Origin of the sequence: Methylobacterium terricola, from assembly GCF_006151805.1 — a bacterium.
GTDB lineage: Bacteria > Pseudomonadota > Alphaproteobacteria > Rhizobiales > Beijerinckiaceae > Methylobacterium > Methylobacterium terricola.
On the sequence record NZ_VDDA01000015.1, the window covers coordinates 122,341 to 143,015 of the forward strand.

A 20,675-nucleotide genomic window follows, 5' to 3' on the forward strand; every position below is an offset into this window, starting at 1 on the left:
AAGGCGCGAGGGTATTGATCGTGCGCAAGGACGTTCGCGGCGGTCGCCGCGACGGCCTCGCCCCGGGATCCCCGGCGCGGGGCGGGTGCGCGGCGGCGGTCCCGGCCTCCACGACGGCGGACGCGCATCCGTTCGCCTGTGTGACCTGGCCGCGCTTGTCCGGCGGCCCGGGGCACCTACCCTAGCTGCTTCTCTTCTCCAGCGGGGATGACGCCTTGAACCCGACGTTACTTCGTGTGCCCGCCGCCGCCGCGGCCGTCCTGACCATCCTGGCGGTGACGCCGGCCCTCGCCCAGCGTGAGGATCAGGGCCTGCAGATGAATTGTGCCGGCGACTACTTCAAGCTCTGTGCCGGGGCGGACCCGGACAGCCCGGAGGTCGAGCGCTGCTTCACGCGCAACCGGGCCAAGCTCTCGCCTCAATGCCGCGCGGCGATCACCGCCTACGACCGCAAGACCGGCGGCAAGCCGTCGGACGATTGAGCTCGGACCAGGGAGGTGGCGACGGGGGATCGGCCCATCCCCCGGCCCCGTCACAAGCCCCGGTCGAGCCGCAGGATGCGGCAGGGATCGCCGGCCCGGGCCGCCGGCGCGTGGGGGGCGCGGATCAGCAGCGCCTCGGAGCGGGCCAGCACCGAGAGCATCGAGGAATCCTGGCGCTCGGCCGGATGGACCACCGGCAACCGGTCCGGCGCGGTGTCGAGGGCGGCCCGCATGTAGTCCTGGCGCCCGTCATTGGCCGGCAGGTCGCGCCCGAGGAGACCCGGCTCGCTGCGATCGGCCCCGGCCTCCGGATCGCCGAGGAGCGCCCGGATCAGCGGCTGGACGAAGAGCAGCCCGCACACCACCGACGAGACCGGGTTGCCCGGCAGCCCCAGCACCGCCATCGGCCCGAGGCGGCCGTGCATCAACGGCTTGCCGGGGCGGAGCGCGATGCGCCAGAAGCCGAGATCGAGGCCCTGCCGCGTCAGCGCCGACTGGACGAGGTCGTGGTCGCCGACCGAGGCACCGCCGAGCGTCACGAGGAGGTCGGCCTCGGCGTCGCGGGCGCGGGTGATCGCCGCCTCGAGGGCGGCGAAGCTGTCGCCGGCGATGCCGAGATCGATCGCCTCGGCCCCGGCCGCCTCCGCCATCGCGGCGAGCGCCAGCCCGTTCGAGGCGACGATCTGGTCCCAGGCGGCCGGCTCGCCCGGGCGCACCAGCTCGTCGCCGGTGGCCAGCACCGCGACGCGGGGCCGGCGCCGGACGCTGAGACGTGGATGGCCGCCGGCGGCGGCGAGCGCCACCCGCCAGCCGTCGAGGCGCTCGCCGGCCTGGAGCAGCCGGTCGCCCTCGCGGAAATCGAGCCCGCTGCCGCGGATGTGGCGGCCCGGCGGGTTGCCGGCCTTCGCCAGCACCGCGTCGCCGTCGCGGTCGGTGTCCTCCTGGATCACCACCGTGTCGGCCCCCTCGGGGAGCGGCGCGCCGGTGAAGATGCGGATCGCCTCGCCCGGCCTCACCGGCCCGCGGGCGCCGTGCCCGGCCGCGCTGGTGGCGGCGACGGCGAGCCGCACCGGCGCCTCCGGCGAGGCCCCGGCGACGTCGGCGGCCCGCACGGCATAGCCGTCCATCGCCGAGGTGGCGAAGGGCGGCTGGGTGCGCAAAGCCCGCACGTCCTCGGCGAGGGTGCGGCCGGCGGCCTGGGCGATGGCGACGGTCTCGGCCCCGACGGGCTCAGCCCCCGCCAGGATGCGGGCCAGCGCCTCGGAGACGGGGAGGAGCGCGCTCACTCGCCGGCCCCGCGGCCGGTGGAAGCCTCCCACACGCCGGAGCGGCCGCCGCTCTTGTGCAGCAGCCGCACGCCCTCGACCCGCATGCCGCGGTCGGCCGCCTTGACCATGTCGTAGACCGTCAGGCACGCGACCGAGACGGCGGTCAGCGCCTCCATCTCGACCCCGGTCGGCCCCTGCACCCGGACCTCGGCGGTGACGCGGATCCCCGGCAACGCCTCGTCGGGCTCGCACTCGACCCGCACCTTGGTGAGGAGCAGCGGGTGGCAGAGCGGGATCAGCTCGTGGGTGCGCTTGGCCGCCATGATGCCGGCGAGGCGCGCGGTGCCGAGCACGTCGCCCTTCTTGGCGTCGCCCTCGCGGATCAGCCGCAGGGTCTCGGGATTCATCACCACCAGGCCCTCGGCGCGGGCGGCGCGATCGGTCGCGGCCTTGTCGGTGACGTCGACCATGTTGGCGGCGCCGGCGGCGTCGAGATGGGTCAGGGTCGGCATGGCCTGGCTCCGGGAGGACTGTCCCGCGCTTAGCACGGGGCGAGCCGGCCCCGCCACGGCCTCACACCGCCAAGGCCCATATCGCCAAAGGCTCACATCGCCAAGGCCGCGCTCTCGGCCTCGCTGAACACGCGGGAGCGCAGCAGGAAGCGTTGCCCCGAGCCGTTCTCCAGCGAGAACATGCCGCCGCGGCCCGGCACCACGTCGATGATGAGCTGGGTGTGCTTCCAGACCTCGTATTGCGGCCCGCTGATGTAGAACGCGGTGCCGCCGATCTCTCCCAGATGCACGTCGCCGTCGCCGATCAGGAAGTCGTCGACGGGGTAGCACATCGGCGCCGAGCCGTCGCAGCAGCCGCCGGACTGGTGGAACAGGATCGCGCCGTGCTCGTGGCGCAGGCTCGCGATCAGGGCGAGGGCCGCCGGGGTGGCGGTGACGCGGGGTGGCGGTGCGGTCATCGGGGGCGTCCTTGGGGCGAGGATGCGGGGAGCGGCGCGGGGACGACAATGGCGCGGGCCCTCCCCCCTCCCCGCGGGCGGGGAGAGGGGGAAACCCGTGCCACCCCCTATACCGGAAAGTCCATCGAAGAGGCGGGGCCTGCCCCGCCTCTGGCCCAGACCTCAGAAGAACCCGAGCTTCTTCGGCGAGTAGCTGACCAGTAGGTTCTTGGTCTGCTGGTAGTGGTCGAGCATCATCTTGTGGGTCTCGCGGCCGATGCCGGACTGCTTGTAGCCGCCGAAGGCCGCGTGGGCCGGGTAGGCGTGGTAGCAGTTGGTCCAGACCCGGCCGGCCTGGATCGCCCGGCCGAAGCGATAGGCGCGGGAACCGTCGCGGGTCCAGACGCCGGCGCCGAGGCCGTAGAGGGTGTCGTTGGCGATCGAGAGCGCCTCGGCATCGTCCTTGAAGGTCGTGACCGACAGGACCGGCCCGAAAATCTCCTCCTGGAAGATCCGCATCCGGTTATGGCCGCGGAACACCGTCGGCTGCATGTAGTAGCCGCCGGCGAACTCGCCCTCCTTGACGTTGCGGGCGCCGCCCGTCAGGCACTCGGCGCCTTCCTGCTTGCCGATATCGACGTAGCTGAGGATTTTCTCGAGCTGCTCGGAGGAGGCCTGGGCGCCGATCATCGTGGCGGGATCGAGGGGCGAGCCCTGGGTGATCGCCTCGACGCGCTTGATCGCCCGCTCCATGAAGCGGTCGTAGATCGATTCGTGCACCAGCGCCCGGCTCGGGCAGGTGCAGACCTCGCCCTGGTTGAGGGCGAACATCGTGAAGCCCTCGAGCGCCTTGTCGAGGAAGTCGTCATCCTCGGCGGCGACGTCCGAGAAGAAGATGTTCGGCGACTTGCCGCCGAGCTCCAGCGTCACCGGGATCAGGTTCTGCGAGGCGTACTGCATGATGAGACGGCCGGTGGTCGTCTCGCCGGTGAAGGCGATCTTGGCGATGCGCGGCGACGAGGCCAGCGGCTTGCCCGCCTCCAGGCCAAAGCCGTTGACGATGTTGAGCACGCCCGGCGGCAGCAGGTCGCCGATCAGCTCGGCGAGCAGCAGTACCGAGGCCGGGGTCTGCTCGGCCGGCTTCAGCACCACGCAATTGCCGGCGGCGAGCGCGGGGGCGAGCTTCCAGACCGCCATCAGGATCGGGAAGTTCCACGGGATGATCTGGCCGACGACGCCGAGCGGCTCGTGGAAGTGGTAGGCGACGGTGTCGTGGTCGATCTCGGAGAGCGAGCCCTCCTGCGCCCGGACGCAGCCGGCGAAGTAGCGGAAATGGTCGATGGCGAGCGGGATGTCGGCGTGGGTGGTCTCGCGGATCGGCTTGCCGTTGTCCCAGGTTTCGGCGAGCGCGATCAGGTCGAGGTTGTCCTCCATCCGGTCGGCGATCTTGAGCAGCATGCGGGCGCGCTCGGCCGGCGCCGTGCGGCCCCAGGCCTCCTTGGCGGCGTGGGCGGCGTCGAGCGCGCGCTCGATGTCCTGCGCGTCCGAGCGGGCGACCTCGCAGATCACCCCGCCGGTGATCGGCGACGTGTTCTCGAAGTAGCGGCCGGCGACGGGCGCCACCCATTGGCCGCCGATGAAGTTGTCGTAGCGCGCCGAGAAGGGCGACTTGGTCTTGGCCTCGGCGAAGAGTTCCGGCTTGTTCATGTGTTCCTCCCACTTCGTCCCCTCGCGGGGCGTGGCGGAATATCTGTCCGCAGCCCGCGTGCCAGCCGGCCGCACCCATCGGGCCCGGCTCCTTCCCTCGTCGGGAAGCCATTGGCAGACATCGCGTTTAGGCGCCTCGCAGCGCGACCTTCGACCAAACTCCGACCCGGCTGCGGCACCGCGAGGCTGGACCCGGCGTGCGACACCTGCGACACCTGTCGCAAACAGCGACACCCCGCCGGACAGCGGCGGCGACATGGGAGGGAGGCCGGGCATGCAGAGCCGCGTGACCACGCCCCGCACCCTGCTGGCGGCGAGGCGTCAGGCCTTCGGGCCGGGGGTTGCGGAGCCGCCGCCGCCGATCCTGCGCTCCTGGGAGCGCTGCGCCGCCCTCGGGCTCGATTTCGGGCAGCGTCCCCGGGTCGAGCCGCTGAGCGCCGCCGAGATGCGGGCCGCCTTCGACCGCAGCGAGGCCCTGCGCCAGCGCTGCCGGCCCGAGATCGAGACCCTGCACGCCGAGGCGCGGGCGACCGGGAGCCTCGTCATCCTCACCGATGCCGACGGGCTGATCCTCGACACCCTCGGCAGCGATTCCTTCGCCGGCCGCGCTGCGCAGGTGGCGCTCCGCCCCGGCGTTCCGTGGAACGAGAGCCTGACCGGCACCAACGCCATCGGCACGGCCCTGGTCGAGCGCCGGCCGGTCGAGGTGCGCGGGCCCGAGCATTATTTCGAGCCGCACCGGATCCTGAGCTGCGCGGCGATGCCGATCCTCGGCTCCGACGGCACGGTGCTCGGCGTCCTCGACCTGACGGGACCTGCGGCGGTCCACCAGGGCCACGCCCTCGGGCTCGTCGGGCTCGCGGTCGCGGCGATCGAGCACCGCCTGCTCGACGCGGTGCCGCCGGGCTGCGAGGTGCTGCGGCTTCACCGCGACGCCGGCCTCCTCGGCAGCCCGCGCGAGGGCGTGCTGGTCTTCGAGGGGCGGCGCCTCGTCGGCGCCAACCGGCACGGCCTCTCCCTGCTCGGCCTGACCTGGGGCGATCTCGGGGCCGAGCACGCGGGCGGTCATGGCGGCGACCTCCGTCCCGGGCCGCTCTCCTTACGGGATGCGACCGGGGCGCCGCTCTACGGCCGCCTCCAAGGTACCCCCACCCCCGCCCGGCGTCGGCCGCACGCCGAGCCGGCGCAGCCCGCGCCCGTGGTCCCGGACCCCGAGGCGCCGATCCTCGATCCTGCCACCGAACGGCTCCTCGCCCGCACCGTGCGCCTGATCGAGGCCGGTATCCCGGTGGTGGTCGAGGGCGAGACCGGCACCGGCAAGGAGGTGTTTTCCCGCGCCGCCCACGCCGCTTGCGCGCGATCGCAAAAACCCTTCGTCGCGGTGAACTGCGCAGCGCTCCCCGAGACGCTGATCGAGGCCGAGCTGTTCGGCTACGAGCCCGGCGCCTTCACGGGCGCGGCGCGGCAGGGCGCCAAGGGCCTGCTGCGCCAGGCCGATGGCGGCCTGCTGTTCCTCGACGAGATCGGCGACATGCCGCTGTCCCTGCAATCGCGGCTGCTGCGGGCGTTGCAGGAGCGCGAGGTGCTGCCCGTCGGCGGCACACGCCCGATCCCGGTCGATTTCGCGCTGATCTGCGCCACCCACCGCGACCTGTCGGCGATGGTCGAGGACGGCGCCTTCCGGGCCGACCTGTTCTACCGCATCGCCCCCTACCGGGTGCGCTTGGCCCCCTTGCGCGAGCGCCCGGACCGCCTCGCCCTGGTGCGCGGATTGTGGGCCCGGTCCGACGGTCCTGCCCGCGGCGTGACCTTGTCGCAGTCGTGCGAGGCTGCGCTCGCCGAGGCGACGTGGCCCGGCAACCTGCGCCAGCTCGCGGCCTGCCTCAGGGCGCTGGCGGCGCTCGCCGAGACCGGGGAGGTGCTGGGGCCGGAGGACCTGCCCGAGGGAGTGGCGTCCCGCCCGGCCCGCGCCCCGGCGGCCCGGCCCGAGCGAGAGGCCGGCCGTCTGGACATCCTGGCGCAGGAGACCATGCGGGCGGCCTTGGCGGCCCATGGTGGCAATGTCAGCCGGGCGGCGAGGAGCCTCGGCATCAGCCGAAGCACGCTGTACCGGCGATGTCTCTCCGAGCGGGCGACACCGTGATCGCGGGCCCAGCCCGGGCGCCGGAAGGAGGTGCGGCCGCGAAGAGCGCCACCACGATCCCGGATGGGCAGAACGACCCGCAGCCGCCCCGGCACTTCGCCTCGATCAGCGACCGGATCTGATCAATGCGCTCTCGCAGAACCGTGCGCTCACGATGCCGGAACACCTCGAACCGGCGGTCTGGCGCGCCAGACCGCCGTCACCTTCGATGTGACGCGCAGCATCGTCGACAGGATGCGCGGTGACACGAAGCTGCGGGCCGCGATCGACAAGGCGCGGGCCGAGGATCTCGGCGGGACTTTCGAGGCGTTGGCCCAACCGGCGCGGCGACGAACCGGGTCCTGGGAGCGGCCTCGCAGCTGCCGCGCCAGTCCGACCACCGCACGGCCGAGGTCGGCCGCTTCGTCGCCACGATCCGCGCCGCCTGACCTCACGTTGCCTGACGCTGCGTCGCGACCATGCCGCGGACCGGGGCCCTCAAAGCTCCGGATCCGCCGCCGCCTCCAGCCGCCCGGCCCGGATCGCGTCCAGCAGCGACCGGTGATCCTCCGCGTTCCGGTCGCCATAGGACCGCGCCCAATCCGCCAGCGCCTCACGGAAGTCGGCGTGGCGGTCGCGGCCGCAATAGCCGGCGATGGCGGCGGCGTCGCCGGTGCGGGCATGCGCCCGGGCGAGCAGCGCGCCGTAGGCCCACGAGAAGTAGACCAGCGGCTGCCCGCGCATGCAGCTGAGCGGGATCTCGCCCTTCATGTTCTTCATCTGGCGGACGTAGAACGGCCGGCTCTCGATGGTGGTCCAGCCGAGCAGCGGGTCGCCGACGGCCTGGAGCAGGCGCTGGCCGTAGATCACCCGCTCGCCCTCGTGCGAGGCGTAGGGCTCCGGCATGCCGGCGACGTACGGCGCGTGGGCAGGGCGGACCGCCTCCTTCACCTGGAGGAAGAGCACGTCCTGGTCCGAGTTGCCGCAGAGCAGCGCGACGTAGGCCCGGGTGCCGACGCTGCCGACGCCGACGACCCGGTGGGCGACGTCGACGACGTGGTAGCGGCTCAGCATGAAGCGGCGCTCCCGCGGCAGGGTCTCGGCGTAGCGCTCCAATCCGGCGGTGACCGCCTCGCGGGTGTCGTCGTCGACCCAGGTCAGGATCGGCGGCTCGTTGCGAAAGCGCCAGCCGCCGTCGACCCGGCGCTCGCCGATCCGGGCGAGCAGGCTTTTGTTGTGGCGCTTTCGCGCCTTCTCGACCGCGCGATGCACCACCGCGCGCGACTCGTCGTCGATCGCGATGCCGCTGAAATCCAGCTCCTCGGCCCGGGCCGCCCGGTGCCAGACGTCGAGCGGGCCCTGCGGCGCCAGCTCGGTCATGGTGTGCTGGTAGCCGGAGGCCGCCGCCAGCACCGCCTCGCGGCGATCGAGATCCGGCACGTCGAGGTCGCGGGCCGCCACCTCGATGCTGGCGCAGAGCCGCTTCAGGTCCCATTCCCACGGGCCGATCGTGACCTCGTCGAAATCGTTGAGGTCGAGCACGATGTCGCGTTGCGGCGTGCCGAACAGGCCGAAATTCGAGATATGGGCGTCGCCGTTCATCACCACGTCGATGCCGCTCACCGGCGTGCGGGCGAGGTCCCAGGCCATCACGGTGGCGGCGCCGCGCAGGAAGGCGAAGGGCGAGCTCGCCATACGGGCGACGCGCAGCGGGATCAGCCGCTCCTGGCGTCCGGCCTGCGCTTCCTCGATCAGCCGCACCGGGTCGGGACGGTCCTCCGGCACCGGCGCCGGGCCGTGGCTCAGATGCGGAACCTTGGCGCGTAGGGACTTGCCGGCGGCGCGGCGCTTCTCCCACGGCTCGCCGGGCGTGCGCAGGTCGATATGCGGGAAATCGGCCAGGGGCTCGAGCACGATGTCCTCGGGCGGCGCGCCGTCCACGTCCTCGTCGGGAACGGCGCTCTCGGGCGGATGGTCCGGAGTGTATCTATCCATGGGGCGCGGCTCGTCGGCGGCCCCAGTCCGGGGCACGAGGGTCAACCTGGGCCGTGACCGATCGTTCCGGGCCGGGATGAGATCCCGCCCCGAAACGTGTTGCCCTCAACCCTGGTGGTCGCGAGCCTCCTGGATGAGGTGCAGGAACTCGGCCGCCATCTCGCCGCGCCGGTCCGGCTCGTCGCAGGGGCGGCGCAGGATCAGCCGTCCGTCGCGGGCGGTCACCTCGTCCCCGAGCGGCATCGCCGCCGGCGCGCAGCCGGGCCGGAAATCGACGGCCAGCCCCTGCGGCCCGCCGGTGAGGCGGGCGATGCCGAGGGCCAGGCAGGCCACCCGCAGATGGGCGAGGGCGAACAGCGCCCGCACGCCCTTGGGCAGCGGCCCGAACCGATCCTCGACCTCGCCGCGCAGGGCCTCGACCTCCTCCGCGCCGCCGAGGCGCAGGAGCCGGGTGTAGAGGCCCAGCCGCACCTCGGGCTCGGGCACGTAATCCTCCGGCACGTCGCCGGCGAGGCCGAGGCGGATCTCCGGCGCCCAATCCTCCGCCGGCTCGCCCTTGGCGGCGCGGAGCGCCAGCTGCAGCAGGTGCTGGTAGAGGCCGAGGCCGATCAGCTTGACGTGCCCGGCCTGGTTCTCGCCGACGAGGTCGCCGGCGCCGCGCAGATCCAGGTCGCGGGCGCTGATGGCGAAGCCCGCGCCGAGGCGGTCGAGGGCCTCCAGCGTGCGCAGGCGCTTCTCGGCCGCCGCCGGCAGCTCCCGGTCGGGCCGGGTCAGCAGGTAGGTGACGCCGCGGCGCTGGCCGCGACCGACCCTGCCGCGGAGCTGGTGCAGCTGGGCGAGGCCGAAGCGCTCGGCGTCGTGGACCAGCATGGTGTTGGCCCGCGGCACGTCGAGCCCGCTCTCGATGATCGAGGTGGCGAGCAGCACGTCGCCCTCGCCGTCGGCGAAGCGCACCATGATCTCGTCGAGGGCCGCCGGCTTCATCTCGCCGTGGGCGACGACGGTCGTCAGTTCCGGCACCAGCGCCTTCAGGCGCTCCGCCATCGGGCCGATCTCCTCGATCCGCGGGCAGACGACGAAACTCTGGCCGCCGCGCCCCTTCTCGCGCATCAGCGCCGCCCGCAGGGTGTCGTCGTGGAGCGGCGTCAGGAGGGTGCGGATCGGCTGGCGCACCGCCGGCGGCGTCGCGATGACGCTGAGCGACTTCAGGCCGACCAGCGCCGATTGCAGGGTGCGGGGGATTGGCGTCGCGGTGAGCGTCAGCACGTGGGCGTCGCCCGCCATGCTCCGCAGGCGCTCCTTGAGGGCGGCGCCGAAGCGCTGCTCCTCGTCGATCACCACGAGGCCGAGATCGGCGAAGGACACGCCGCGCCCGGCCAGCGCGTGGGTGCCGACAACGAGGCGGATCGATCCGTCGGCGAGGCCCTGGCGCACGCGCTTGGCCTCCGCGGAGCCTTCGAGCCGCGAGAGCTGCGCCACCCCGATGCCGAATCGGGCGAAGCGCCGCTCGAAGGTGCGCAGGTGCTGGCGCACCAGCACGGTGGTGGGCGCCACCACGGCGACCTGCTTGCCGGCGAGCAGGGCAGCAGCGGCGGCGCGCAGGGCCACCTCGGTCTTGCCAAAGCCGACATCGCCGCAGACCAGCCGGTCCATCGGCCGCTCGCCGGCAAGGTCGTGCAGCGCCCCGTCGACCGCCCGGGCCTGGTCGGGGGTGAGGGGGAATCCGAAGCCGGCCCCGAAGCGCTCCATCTCGCGCTCCGGCGGCACCAGGGCGGGGGCTTTCGCCTGGCGGCGCTCCTCGGCCGCCGCCAGCATCGCCCGGGCAGCTTTCGCCAGGCCGGCCTCGGTGGTGAGCCGGCGCTTCGGCCAGGTGCCGCCCTCGAGCTTGTCGAGGGTGACGGCCTCCTCCTCGGAGCCGTAGCGCCAGATCCGGTCGGCCTGGGACACCGGCACCATCAGGATCGCGTCGCCGGCAAAGCGCAGGCGCAGGGCCTCGGTATCGCCGCCGTCGCCGGTGCCGATGCGCTCCAGCCCCTCGAACACGCAGAGGCCGTGGTCGCGGTCGACGGCGACGTCGCCGACGCGCAAGTCCACCTCGCCCATCGGCAGGATCACCGGCTGGCCGGCGCTCGCCGCAATGGCGCTGCCGCCATAGACGTCCGGCGCCGCAATCACCGTGGCCCTGAGGTCCGGCACCCGGAACCCGGCACCGACGGGGGCGGTCAGCGCCACGATCTCGCCGGGCTTGGCCGCGGCGGCCTCGAACCAGTCGGCGACCGGGCGCACGCCGCGCTCCGCCGCCCGCGCCGCCTGACGCGACAGGCGCTTCAGCGCGGTGGCGTCGCCCGCCAGGACCACCCGCTCGCCGGCCTTCAGGCGCTCGCGCAAGTAAGCCGAGAAGGCCGGGCCCGGCCGGCGCTCGCGCACGAAGACCGGCACCGCGATCGCGTCGGCCTCCGCGTCGCTGGCCTGTGCCACCGCCCGGGCGTCGCGGGCCTTCGTCCACGCGGCGGCCGAGAGATAGAGCGGCACCGCCTTGCCGCGCTTGCCCGCCTCGCTCGCCTCCCCCTCGGCGATCTGCTCGAAGAAGGCCTCGGCGCGGGCCTCGGCCCCGGCCTCGACCACGAGGCGGGCCTCCGGCACGTAGTCGAGCACCGTCGTGAGCGTGCCGTACAGGGTCGGCAGCTGGTGCTCCTGGCCGGTGAAGGGCCGCAGGCGCACGGGCGAATCGGGCGCTAGGATGATCTCGGTCGCCGGATCGACCACCAGGGTCCCGACCTCGTCGAGGGAGCGCTGCGACACCGGATCGTAGCTGCGGATCGCCGTCACCGTGCCGCCGGCATGCTCGATGCGGCAGGGGCGCGGCGCGGCGGCCGGGAACACGTCGATGGTGCGGCCGCGCACCGCGACCTCGCCCGGCTCGTCGACCCGGTCGTCGAGGATGTAGCCGAGGCGCTGCAGCTCCGCGGTCAGGCGGGCGGGATCGAGGGCGTCGCCGGCGGTCAGCTCGACCCGGGCGCTGCCCCAGGTCTCCGGCGGCGGCACCCGCTGGATCAGGGCCGGCGCGGTGGTGAGCACGATGTCGGGCAGGTTCTCGGCGTCGGTGAGCCAGCGCAGCACCCCGGCCCGCGCCCCCATCGTGCCACGGGAGGGCGAGGCGCGGTCGAACGGCAGGCAGTCCCATTCCGGATAGACCGCGACGCCGATCCCCGGCGCGAGGCCGCGCAGGAGCGCCGCCAGCTCCTCCAGCCGGCGGGTGTCGCGGGCGACGTGGACCAGCGGCCGCCCGGTCTCGCGCAAGGACAGCAGCGCCACCGCGAGAGCGCCGGGCGGCACCAGCGGCGCCACGCTCTCCTCGAATCCCGCCGCGCGCTGCCTCGTCCTGCGCTTCGCCATCGGCCCCTGCTCCCTTTGTCTGGTGCGGGAAACGCCCCGGGGCTGCGGCGGGTCCGGGCCAAGGCTGTCGCATGCACAGGAATGATGCGGGCGAGGAGGGCGAGGTCGCGCCCTACGCCACCAGACCGCCGACCGGCCGCACCCCCTCGCTGCCCGGGAAGACGCGGCCGGCGAGCACGGCCGGCGACAGGCCGAACAGGTCCGCCGCCAGCCCCTTGGCGATCGCCCGCACGTCGGTGGTGGGGGCGAGGTCGCGGCCGTCGCGCAGCTGCGCCGGGCCGAGGCCCGGCCAGTCGGCCAGCACCCGGCCGCCGCGGATGGCGCCCCCGAGGAGGAAGGCCACCGTGCCGGTGCCGTGATCGGTGCCGGTGGTGCCGTTGACCCGGGCGGTGCGGCCGAACTCGGTGACGACCAGGATCGCGGTGTCGGGCCAGCGCGGCGCCAGGATCTCGGCGAAGGCGGCGAACACCCCGTCGAGCCCGCCGAGCAGGCCGGCGAGGCGGCCGGTGGCGCCGCCCTCGTTGGCATGGGTGTCCCAGCCGTCGAGGGCAAGCGCCGCGATGCGCGGGCCATCATCGGCGGCGATCAGCCGGGCGGCGCCTTCCGCCAGGCCCCGCAATCCCCCCGGGTCCTTCGCCACCGCCTCCTTCGGCCCGCCCTTCGCCAGCGCATCGACGTCGAGGCCGTGGGCGAGGGCCGCCGCGAGCATCGGATCGCGGGCTTCGTAGAGACCGAGCACCCGGCGGCCGAACTCGTCGCTCGCCCGCGGCAGGCGCGGCGGCGCCCAGCCGAGGACGGGAGCCGGCCCGCGCAGGATCAGGGGCGGCACGACGCCGACCCCGAGCGCCGTGCGGGGCGGGATGCCCTCCCCCGCCGGCAGGGCGGCGACGAGGCGGTTGAGCCAGCCGCTGGCGGTGTGGCCGGGGCCGGGCTGGCCGCTCTCGAGCACGTCCTGCCCGTCGAAATGCGAGCGCTCGCGGTAGCCGGTGGCGGCGGCATGGACGACGAGGGCCTGGCGGGCGGCGTAGAGCCGGGCGAAGGTCGGCAGGGCCGGGTGCAGGGCGAAGAAGCCGTCGAGGGGGAGCGCCGCGCCGGTCCCGTCGCGGGTGAGCGCGATGCCGGGCCGGAGATCCGCGTAGGCCGGGTCGCCGAGCGGCGCCACCGCCGAGAGCCCGTCGAGGGCGCCGCGCAGCACCACCACGACGAGGCGGGCGTCGCGGGCGCGCGGCGCCGCGTAGGCCGTGCGGGGAATCGCCCCCCAGGCGAACAGGGCGCCGGCCGTGCCGAGCACCGCGCGGCGGCTCGGATGGAACTCGCAGGGATCGCTCATGCCTCTCACCCTCTCTCGCGGCTCACCGTCGCTGGAATTCAGGCGCCATCAGGACGAGGGCGATGGCTTGCGCCCGGCTCTCGGCCCGGCGCAGGGCGGTGCGGGTCTCGTCGGTGGCGAGCGGCCCCAGCACCGCCTCGGCGAAGGCGGCCGGATCGGTGCCGGCGGCGAGCTGGCCCGCCCGGGCGGCGACGTCGAGCCGCGTCCGCAGGCCCTCCGGCGAGGCCCAGGCGCCGGCCTCGTCGGGATAGCCGTTCGGGGCCGGCGCCGACCAGAACGGCTGGCCGAGGCTGGCAAGCGCCCCCATCACCACCCTGGGATCGGGGGGAAGGGCGAGCCCGCGCGTCGCCGCCACCAGGAATTCCTGCGGGCTGCGCACCTTGCGCTGCACCGGGTCCCAGGCCTCCGGCGCGTCGATCAGCGCGAGCGCCAGCCGGGCGAGGTCGCCGTCCTGGTCGAGGAAGGTCTGGCTCAGGCGCGCCACCAGGGCCGGCGGCGGATCGTCGGCGACGAAGTGGCGGGCGAGGCGCAGGGCGACGTGCCGGGCGGTGGCCGGGTGCCCCGCAAGGTCGTCGAGCGCCAGGCGCAGCTGCTCGGGCCCGAGGTCGAGGTAGGTGCGGCCCATCAGCGTCACCGCGCCGGGCTCGTGGGCGCCGCGCCGGAAGACGGTCGAGCCCGGCAGGCCCTCGGCATTGCCGTCGCGCTGGACCGACCAGCCGGTGAGGATCCGGGCGAGGGCCGTCACGTCGTCCTGGGTGTAGCCGCCATCGGCCCCAAGGGTGTGCAGCTCGAGGAGTTCGCGGCCGAGATTCTCGTTGAGGCCTTTTCCGCGGCGCTGGCCCGCCGGCGAGCTGGGGCCGACGGACGCGACGTTGTCGAGGTAGATCAGCATCGCCGGATGGGTGGCGACGGCGAGCAGCAGGTCGCGGAAGCGCCCGAGCACGTGCGGGCGGATCGCCTCGCGCTCGAAGGCGCCGGCGCCGACCCGCAGCTGCGACCCCCGCACCGCCGAGACGGTGAAGCGGTTGGCCCAGAACCAGACCAGCCGCTCGACGAAGCCGGTCGGCGCGGCCTGCGCCAGGGCGAGCCGCGCCGCCACCTCGGCCCGGTAGACGCGCTCCTGGATCGGCGGCGGTGGTGGGCCCGCCGGCATCGGGACGTCCGGTCCAGCCTCCCGGGCGAGCTTGCGCACCTGCTCCTCGGCCTGGAGGGCGGCGAGCAGCGTCGGCGTGGCGGCGAGGTCGGGCCCGCTCGGCAGGGGAACGGTGCCGGCCAGGATTTCGCGGCGCAACGCCTCCTCGACCGGCTCCCCCCGGGCGAGGTCGCCGGGCCGGGCGCCGAGCCCGAACCGCCCGAGGGCGAGCGCCGTCCGACGTGGATCGACCGTCATGGTGCGCCCTTTCCCCGGCCCTCCGCCGGCGGACAGCATGACGCGCCGCGCGGGCTGAACCGATGCTGAGCGGGAGATGACACTTTCGTAAGGTTGTCGTCGCCGAGCGACGCGGGAGGGTGCCTCGACGGACCCGGACCAGGGCGATAGAGTGGGGGAACCCTACGTGATCGACGCTCGGGACCGGCACCCATCGGGGAGCGCGAGGGTACAGCGCCGCGCGCCTGGGCATCCGCCTGCATGGGAACGCCAATGCCCGTCTTGAGCAACTTCCTCGCTTTCGCGGCGATCGCACTCGGCATGGTCCTGACGCCCGGATCGAACATGATCTACCTGATCTCGCGCTCCCTCTGCCAGGGCAGACGTGCAGGCCTCATCTCGCTCGGAGGCGTGGCCCTCGGCTTCGTCGTCTACATGCTGTGCGCGGCTCTCGGCATCACGGCGCTCGTCCTTGCGGTGCCTTATGCCTACGACGCGATCCGCATCGGCGGCGCTCTCTACCTCCTGTAGCTCGCATGGCAGGCCGTTCGGCCCGGTGGCCGCTCGCCCTTCCAAGTCAAGGATCTTCCGAAGGACAGCCCACGCAGGCTGTTCGCCATGGGCTTCCTGACCAACCTGCTCAATCCCAAGATTGCTGTGATGTACCTGTCGCTGCTGCCGCAATTCATCGATCCGGCGGCCGGGAGCGTGCTGGGCCAAGCGCTCGTGCTTGGCACGACGCAGATCGTCATCAGCGTTCTGGTCAACGCAATCATCGCGGTTTCGGCTGGATCAATCGCGGCGTTCCTGACCCGGCAACCCTCCTTCGCCTTGGTCCAGCGATGGGTGATGGGAACGGTGCTGGCCGCGCTCGCCGTGCGGATGGCGACGGAGGCCCGCCGCTGAACTCGGTGTCGGCGATCCTCCCGCCCGGCGGCGCGACCACCGGTTGTCGGGCCTAACCCGCCAGGTCCAGCAACCGCTCGCAATCGACATGCGCCTCGAGATGGTCCGCCAGGCGGTCGAGCACGCCCTCGATCACCGCCTCGTAGGCCTCCGGCCCCGGCGCGGCGCCGAGGCGGCCGAGCCACAGGGCGCGCTGGGCCTCGTCGGCGAACAGGCCGTGGACGTAGGTGCCGCAGACGAGGCCATCGGCCGAGACCGCGCCGTCGGGGCGGCCATCGGCGAGGCGCAGCAGCGGCCGAGCCGTATCGGCCCCGGCGGTCTCGCCGACATGCATCTCGTAGCCGGTGAACGGGGTTTCGTCCGGCAGGCTGACGCCGCGCGCCGCCGCCAGCCGCTTCTCGGCGGTCAGCACCGTCGCGACGTCGAGGAGGCCGAGGCCCGCCACCGTGCCGGGCGGGCCCTCGATGCCCTGCGGGTCGCTCAAGGTCGTGCCGAGCATCTGGTAGCCGCCGCACAGGCCGAGCACCCGCCCGCCGCGGCGGCGATGGGCCAGGATGTCGATGTCCCACCCTTGCGCGCGCAGGACGGCGAGGTCGGGGATCGTGGTCTTCGAGCCCGGCAGCAGCACGAGGTCGGCCTCGGCGGGAATCGGCCGTCCCGGCTCGACCAGCACCACGCTCACCCCCGGCTCGGCCCGCAGCGGGTCGAGGTCGTCGAAATTGGCGATGCGCGGCAGGACCGGCACCGCCACCACCTTCCCCCCCGGCCGCTCGGCGCCCTTCAAGCCCAGCACGTCCTCCGCCGGCAGCCGCGCGGCGTCGGGGAAGTGCGGGATCAGCCCGAGGGAGTCCCAGCCGGTGCGGGCGGCGATCAGCGCCATGCCGTCGGCGAACAGGGACGGATCGCCCCGGAAGCGGTTGACCAGGAAGCCCCGCACCAGCGCGGCATCCTCCGGGTCGAGCACCGCCTTGGTGCCGACGAGGCTCGCGATCACCCCGCCGCGGTCGATGTCGCCCAAGAGCACCACCGGCGTGCCGGTCGCGCGGGCGAACCCCATATTGGCGATGTCGCCCCGACGCAGGTTGACCTCGGAGGCCGAGCCGGCGCCCTCGACCAGCACGAGGTCGGCCTCCGCCCGGAGGAACTCGAAGCTCTCGACCACCGCCGCGAGCAGCCGCGGCTTCCAGTCCTGGTACTCCCGCGCCCGCGCCGTGCCGACCATCCGGCCCTGCACCACGACCTGCGAGCCGATCTCGCTCTGGGGCTTGAGCAGCACCGGGTTCATGTGGACGGAGGGCGGCACGCCGGCGGCCCGGGCCTGGAGCGCCTGGGCGCGGCCGATCTCGCCGCCATCGGTCGTGACGGCGGCGTTGTTCGACATGTTCTGCGGCTTGAACGGCCGCACCCGCAGGCCGCGCCGCGCGAAGACCCGGGCGAGGCCGGCGACGATCAGCGACTTGCCGACATCCGAGCCGGTCCCCTGGATCATCAGGGCGCGGGGCCTCGACGCGTCTCGTGCGGGCATGGATCCTCGGGGGTGGCGAATCGGGGGTGGCGGGCCGCTCGCGCCGGCCGTTCTTGCCGGGACTGGGTGGCGGCGCACGGAAAAAATCCAGAAACCGTGACGGTCGGCCGCCGGGTGTGGCGCGGCGGTCATAGGCGGGCGGCCACGGTGAAGCTACGGTTTTGCCATATATCCGTTCAACCGGGGCGTAATCCAGTGATCAAGAAGCTCATGCTTGCCGGCGCCGCGACGTCGCTCCTCGCCGGAGCGGCCTCCGCCGCCGACCTGCCGCGCCGGGTCGCCCCGCCGCCGGTCTTCACCGCAGTGCCGGTCTTCACCTGGACCGGCTTCTATGCCGGCCTGCACACCGACTACACCTTCACTGACCGCCAGCGCATCACCACGATCGGCAACGACGTGACGCCGACCAACACGATCGGCAACGTCGCGACCCTGCGTCGCCCGCCGGTGGTGCGCAACGAGCAGGACGGGCTGGCCAACATCGGCGGCGGCTTCGGCTACAACTACCAGTTCACGCCCGGCTCGGGCTTCGTCGTCGGCCTCCAGGCCGACTGGGCCTGGACCGACATCCACAAGAACACCTTCTATCTCGGCCCGCAGCTCGTCGCGAACAACTTCATCCCCGACCCGAGCGCCTTCCGTCAGGAGCTGTCCTGGCTCGGCACCGTCGTCGGCCGCGCCGGCTACGCCTTCGACCGCCTCTTCGTCTACGGCATGGGCGGCTTCGCCTATGGCGGCGTCGATTACCGCGCCAACTTCTACACCGGCAGCGGCGCCCTGGCCTATGCCGGCCGCTACAACGACATCGCGACCGGCTACGCCTATGGCGGCGGCATCGAGTACGCCCTGCCGACCGACTCGTTCCTGGCCCGCTACAGCCTGCTGGGCCTGCTGGGCATTCAGTCCCAGGCGGTGACGATCAAGGCCGAGTACCTGCACTACGACCTCGGCAGCCGCAACGTGCTGGTGAACAACACCGGCTTCACGCCGGCCGCCGGCGCCCCGCCCCGCGGCTCCTACACCTCGCGCTTCACCACCGAGGGCAACCTGGTCCGCGCCGGGTTCAGCTACAAGTTCAACGGCCTCTGATCCATCGGATCGGCTGAGCCGCATCGGCGGGCCTGTCGAAGGCCCGCCCCTCTTGGACGGTCGTCGGGTGCAAGCCCGGCGGCCGTTTTTCGTCGTGCCGTCGATCGCTCGCTCGGTTTCCCCGGGCGACCGCCGGGAGAGCCGAACTTCCAGATTCCGCTCGGCGGCCCTCGGTCCATCATGGGTGGGCGCCGCTGAGGCAACGCTTCGACGCAACCCTCTCGGTTCGTCGGATGATGCCTCACGCCCGGAACCGATCGCCCGACTGCTCGTTGCCATCCTGTTCGACAGCTTACTGTCAATTCGACAGCCCGCTCAAGAATGGGACCGACCTTGTCATCCGACCCGCACGCCGATCTGCCCGCAGCCCGCGACGCCTTCTCGGATCTCGCCCTCGCGGTGTTCCGCCTCAACGGCGGCCTGATCGAGGCCGGCGACGCGCTGGTCCAGGATCTCGGGCTGACCAGCGCCCGCTGGCAGGTGCTCGGCGCCATCGCGCTGGCCCCGGCGCCGCTGCCGGTCGCCCACATCGCCCGCAACATGGGCCTCGCCCGGCAGTCGGTGCAGCGCGTCGTCGACGACATGCAGGCGGAGGGTCTGGTCCGTCTCGAGCCCAATCCGCATCACCGCCGCGCCGCCCTGGTGGCGATGACCCCGCGCGGCGAGGCCGCCTACCGGCAGGCGATCGCCCGCAAGGACCTCTGGGCCGATGCGCTGACCGACGGCCTCTCCCCGGACGCCATCGCCGCCGCCGTCGCTGTGCTGCGCCGGCTGCAGGAGCGGATCGAAGCGTCGCACGCGCACATCGCCGCCCTCGCCACCGCGACCCGACAGGAGATCGAGGCATGAGCGACCCGGATTCCCTGCACGGCCTGGACGCTCCGCCAGGCTTCGATGCCGACGTGATCGTGGTCGGCGCCGGTCCGGTCGGCCTGACGACCGGGTGCGGCTTGCGCCATCACGGCGTCGCGTGCCTGCTCCTGGAAGAGCGCACGGAGATCAAGGCGTATTCGCGCGCCAACAACCTGTGGGCGCGGCCGCAGGAGCTCCTCGCCGGGATCGGCCTGCGCGACGCCCTCGCGAAGAACGCCTACCCGGTCCACACCCTCAACTTCTTCGTCGACGGCACGCCGACGAGCCCGATCCCCATCGCCGACGTCGCCAGCCCCTATCCGCAGGTCCTCTACAGTGGCCAGGACGTGATCGAGCGGACGCTCGCGGGGACGTTCGAGGAGCGGGGCGGGCGGATCGAGCGCGGCGTCACGGTGACCGACCTCGTCCAGGACGAGACGGGCGTCACGGTGGTGCTCCGGCGCGGCGAGAGCGGACCGGAGGAGCGACGGCGCGCCCGCTACCTCGTCGCGGCGGACGGTGCCAAGAGCACGATCCGCCCCCGGCTGGGGCTGGATTTCGAGCCTGAGCGGTTCGAGCACTGCATGAACCGGCAGGTCGATGCGAAACTGTCCTGGCGGCGATCGGAGACACCCGACCAGCTGTGGTTCTTCTACTACGAACGGGGATTTGCCGGGATCATGCCGGTCTGGGGCGGCTACCACCGCCTGTTCTTCCTCGCCGACGATACCGGCGTGCCGGACCGCGACCCGACGCTCGACGAGATCCAGGCGCTCGCCCGCACGGTCACCGGCGACGAAACCCTGACCCTCACCGATCCGCAATGGCTCACCCACAGCCGCTTCCAGTACGGCGTCGCGCCGGCCTATGCGCGGGACCGGGTGTTCCTGGCCGGCGATGCCGGGCACCTGTCGCTGCCGATCGGCGGCCAGGGCATGAATGCCGGACTGCACGACGCGGTCGAGATCGCGTGGCGGCTCGCCATGGCCCTGCGCGGGCAGGCGGCCCCCGTGATCCTCGACTCCTATGATGGCGAGCGCGGGGGCGAGCACGCCCGGCTGAGCGCCCAGCAGGCGCGCGGCTTCCGCTGGACCGTCTATCGCGGCGCGGTCACCGACACGGTGCTCGGGCTCGCCGCCAAGGCCCTGCCGAATCTCGGCTCCCTGCTGCAGGGCACCGACGACATGCAGCAGATGGGCGTGTCCTACCCGAAGAGCCTCCTCAACGAGGACCGCCTTTCCGGGCTGTCCCGGATGCTCCGCCCGGGGCCGAAGGCCGGCGAGCGTGCCCCGGACGCGGAGGTGACGCATCGCGGTGAAACGACCGCGCTGTTCCCGTTCCTCGCCAACCCGGACGGCTGGACGACGGGCTGGGCGCTGCTGTGCTTCGACGGACGCTCGGCACAGGCGCATCCGGCCCTGCGCGACGCGATCCGGGCCGCCGCGCCGTGGCCGTGGATCCGCCCGCGCCTGGTGCTCGCCGGCCCGCTGCTCGACGGTGCGGAGGTGCCGATCCTGTCGGACATGGACGGCAAGGCGCACGGCGCCTACGGGCTGGAGGGCCGGCCGGCCCTCGTGCTGGTACGCCCCGACGGGCACATCGCCTTCCGGGACGACGCCGACGGGAGCGAGGCCCTGGCGGCCTATGCACGGCGGGTCTTCGGCGCGCCGGACGCCGCGTGACCG

At 73.3% G+C, this 20,675-nt stretch carries 15 protein-coding genes and 1 pseudogene; 7 read left to right on the forward strand and 9 right to left on the reverse strand.

The features are described 5' to 3' along the window. The first annotated feature begins 215 nt into the window (after positions 1–215). Complete coding sequence (locus tag FF100_RS25255; protein WP_139038526.1) at positions 216–482, forward strand: hypothetical protein; 267 nt, start codon at positions 216–218, stop codon at positions 480–482. Positions 483–532: 50 nt separating this feature from the next. Here FF100_RS25255 and FF100_RS25260 read toward each other — a convergent pair whose 3' ends face one another. The 4 genes from FF100_RS25260 to adh form a co-directional block, all read right to left on the reverse strand. Next, on the reverse strand, positions 533–1,768 hold the full coding sequence (locus FF100_RS25260) for a molybdopterin molybdotransferase MoeA (protein WP_139038527.1): 1,236 nt from the start codon (positions 1,766–1,768) through the stop codon (positions 533–535). Then, a complete protein-coding gene (gene moaC, locus FF100_RS25265) occupies positions 1,765–2,262 on the reverse strand; it encodes a cyclic pyranopterin monophosphate synthase MoaC (protein WP_139038528.1) in 498 nt (165 codons plus the stop codon). The genes FF100_RS25260 and moaC overlap by 4 nt, the downstream gene beginning before the upstream one ends. A 92-nt stretch (positions 2,263–2,354) precedes the next feature. After that, positions 2,355–2,720: a DUF779 domain-containing protein gene (locus tag FF100_RS25270; protein ID WP_139038529.1), complete on the reverse strand. Its 366-nt coding sequence runs from the start codon at positions 2,718–2,720 to the stop codon at positions 2,355–2,357. A gap of 162 nt (positions 2,721–2,882) precedes the next feature. Beyond that, positions 2,883–4,406 carry an aldehyde dehydrogenase gene (adh, locus tag FF100_RS25275; RefSeq protein ID WP_139038530.1) on the reverse strand — a complete coding sequence of 508 codons (1,524 nt, stop codon included), beginning with the start codon at positions 4,404–4,406 and terminating at the stop codon, positions 2,883–2,885. Positions 4,407–4,680: 274 nt separating this feature from the next. Between adh and FF100_RS25280 the strand changes: the two genes are divergently transcribed. Both FF100_RS25280 and FF100_RS38410 read left to right on the forward strand, forming a co-directional pair. After that, positions 4,681–6,549 (forward strand): sigma-54-dependent Fis family transcriptional regulator, encoded by a 1,869-nt coding sequence (locus FF100_RS25280; protein WP_139038531.1) that lies wholly within the window; start codon positions 4,681–4,683, stop codon positions 6,547–6,549. Then, positions 6,546–6,671 carry a hypothetical protein gene (locus FF100_RS38410; protein WP_281287318.1) on the forward strand — a complete coding sequence of 42 codons (126 nt, stop codon included), beginning with the start codon at positions 6,546–6,548 and terminating at the stop codon, positions 6,669–6,671. Before FF100_RS25280 ends, FF100_RS38410 begins: the two co-directional genes overlap by 4 nt. A 355-nt stretch (positions 6,672–7,026) precedes the next feature. Here FF100_RS38410 and FF100_RS25285 read toward each other — a convergent pair whose 3' ends face one another. The 4 genes from FF100_RS25285 to FF100_RS25300 form a co-directional block, all read right to left on the reverse strand. Next, positions 7,027–8,523, reverse strand: a complete 1,497-nt coding sequence (locus FF100_RS25285) for a DUF2252 domain-containing protein (RefSeq protein WP_139038532.1) — start codon at positions 8,521–8,523, stop codon at positions 7,027–7,029. A gap of 105 nt (positions 8,524–8,628) precedes the next feature. Beyond that, positions 8,629–11,919: a DEAD/DEAH box helicase gene (locus FF100_RS25290; protein ID WP_139038533.1), complete on the reverse strand. Its 3,291-nt coding sequence runs from the start codon at positions 11,917–11,919 to the stop codon at positions 8,629–8,631. Between the two features lie 112 nt (positions 11,920–12,031). Further along, positions 12,032–13,249, reverse strand: a complete 1,218-nt coding sequence (locus FF100_RS25295) for a DUF1501 domain-containing protein (RefSeq protein WP_139038534.1) — start codon at positions 13,247–13,249, stop codon at positions 12,032–12,034. Between the two features lie 22 nt (positions 13,250–13,271). Then, the gene (locus tag FF100_RS25300) at positions 13,272–14,639 is read right to left on the reverse strand and encodes a DUF1800 domain-containing protein (RefSeq protein ID WP_139038535.1); all 1,368 of its coding nucleotides are present in this window, start codon (positions 14,637–14,639) and stop codon (positions 13,272–13,274) included. 252 nt (positions 14,640–14,891) lie between these two features. On the opposite strand from FF100_RS25300, the pseudogene FF100_RS25305 reads away from it, so the two are divergent. Next, a pseudogene (locus FF100_RS25305) lies at positions 14,892–15,524 on the forward strand (LysE family translocator). Positions 15,525–15,576: 52 nt separating this feature from the next. Here FF100_RS25305 and FF100_RS25310 read toward each other — a convergent pair. Then, positions 15,577–17,013: a cobyric acid synthase gene (locus tag FF100_RS25310; protein ID WP_139038558.1), complete on the reverse strand. Its 1,437-nt coding sequence runs from the start codon at positions 17,011–17,013 to the stop codon at positions 15,577–15,579. A 231-nt stretch (positions 17,014–17,244) separates the two neighbouring features. Here FF100_RS25310 and FF100_RS25315 point away from each other — a divergent pair, with 231 nt between their 5' ends. From FF100_RS25315 to FF100_RS25325, 3 genes are all read left to right on the forward strand, one after another. After that, on the forward strand, positions 17,245–18,138 hold the full coding sequence (locus tag FF100_RS25315; protein WP_139038536.1) for an outer membrane protein: 894 nt from the start codon (positions 17,245–17,247) through the stop codon (positions 18,136–18,138). 333 nt (positions 18,139–18,471) lie between these two features. Beyond that, positions 18,472–18,987: a MarR family winged helix-turn-helix transcriptional regulator gene (locus FF100_RS25320; protein ID WP_246102344.1), complete on the forward strand. Its 516-nt coding sequence runs from the start codon at positions 18,472–18,474 to the stop codon at positions 18,985–18,987. Continuing rightward, on the forward strand, positions 18,984–20,672 hold the full coding sequence (locus tag FF100_RS25325) for an FAD-dependent monooxygenase (RefSeq protein ID WP_139038538.1): 1,689 nt from the start codon (positions 18,984–18,986) through the stop codon (positions 20,670–20,672). Before FF100_RS25320 ends, FF100_RS25325 begins: the two co-directional genes overlap by 4 nt. Positions 20,673–20,675 lie beyond the last annotated feature (3 nt).

What these genes read in the sequence shown, in the direction of transcription:
- moaC (WP_139038528.1), bottom strand. Translation starts at nt 2,262, where the DNA reads ATGCCGACCCTGACCCATCTCGACGCCGCCGGCGCCGCCAACATGGTC.
- FF100_RS25270 (WP_139038529.1), bottom strand. Translation starts at nt 2,720, where the DNA reads ATGACCGCACCGCCACCCCGCGTCACCGCCACCCCGGCGGCCCTCGCC.
- adh (WP_139038530.1), bottom strand. Translation starts at nt 4,406, where the DNA reads ATGAACAAGCCGGAACTCTTCGCCGAGGCCAAGACCAAGTCGCCCTTC.
- FF100_RS25280 (WP_139038531.1), top strand. Translation starts at nt 4,681, where the DNA reads ATGCAGAGCCGCGTGACCACGCCCCGCACCCTGCTGGCGGCGAGGCGT.
- FF100_RS25285 (WP_139038532.1), bottom strand. Translation starts at nt 8,523, where the DNA reads ATGGATAGATACACTCCGGACCATCCGCCCGAGAGCGCCGTTCCCGAC.
- FF100_RS25290 (WP_139038533.1), bottom strand. Translation starts at nt 11,919, where the DNA reads ATGGCGAAGCGCAGGACGAGGCAGCGCGCGGCGGGATTCGAGGAGAGC.
- FF100_RS25295 (WP_139038534.1), bottom strand. Translation starts at nt 13,249, where the DNA reads ATGAGCGATCCCTGCGAGTTCCATCCGAGCCGCCGCGCGGTGCTCGGC.
- FF100_RS25300 (WP_139038535.1), bottom strand. Translation starts at nt 14,639, where the DNA reads ATGACGGTCGATCCACGTCGGACGGCGCTCGCCCTCGGGCGGTTCGGG.
- FF100_RS25310 (WP_139038558.1), bottom strand. Translation starts at nt 17,013, where the DNA reads ATGATCCAGGGGACCGGCTCGGATGTCGGCAAGTCGCTGATCGTCGCC.
- FF100_RS25325 (WP_139038538.1), top strand. Translation starts at nt 18,984, where the DNA reads ATGAGCGACCCGGATTCCCTGCACGGCCTGGACGCTCCGCCAGGCTTC.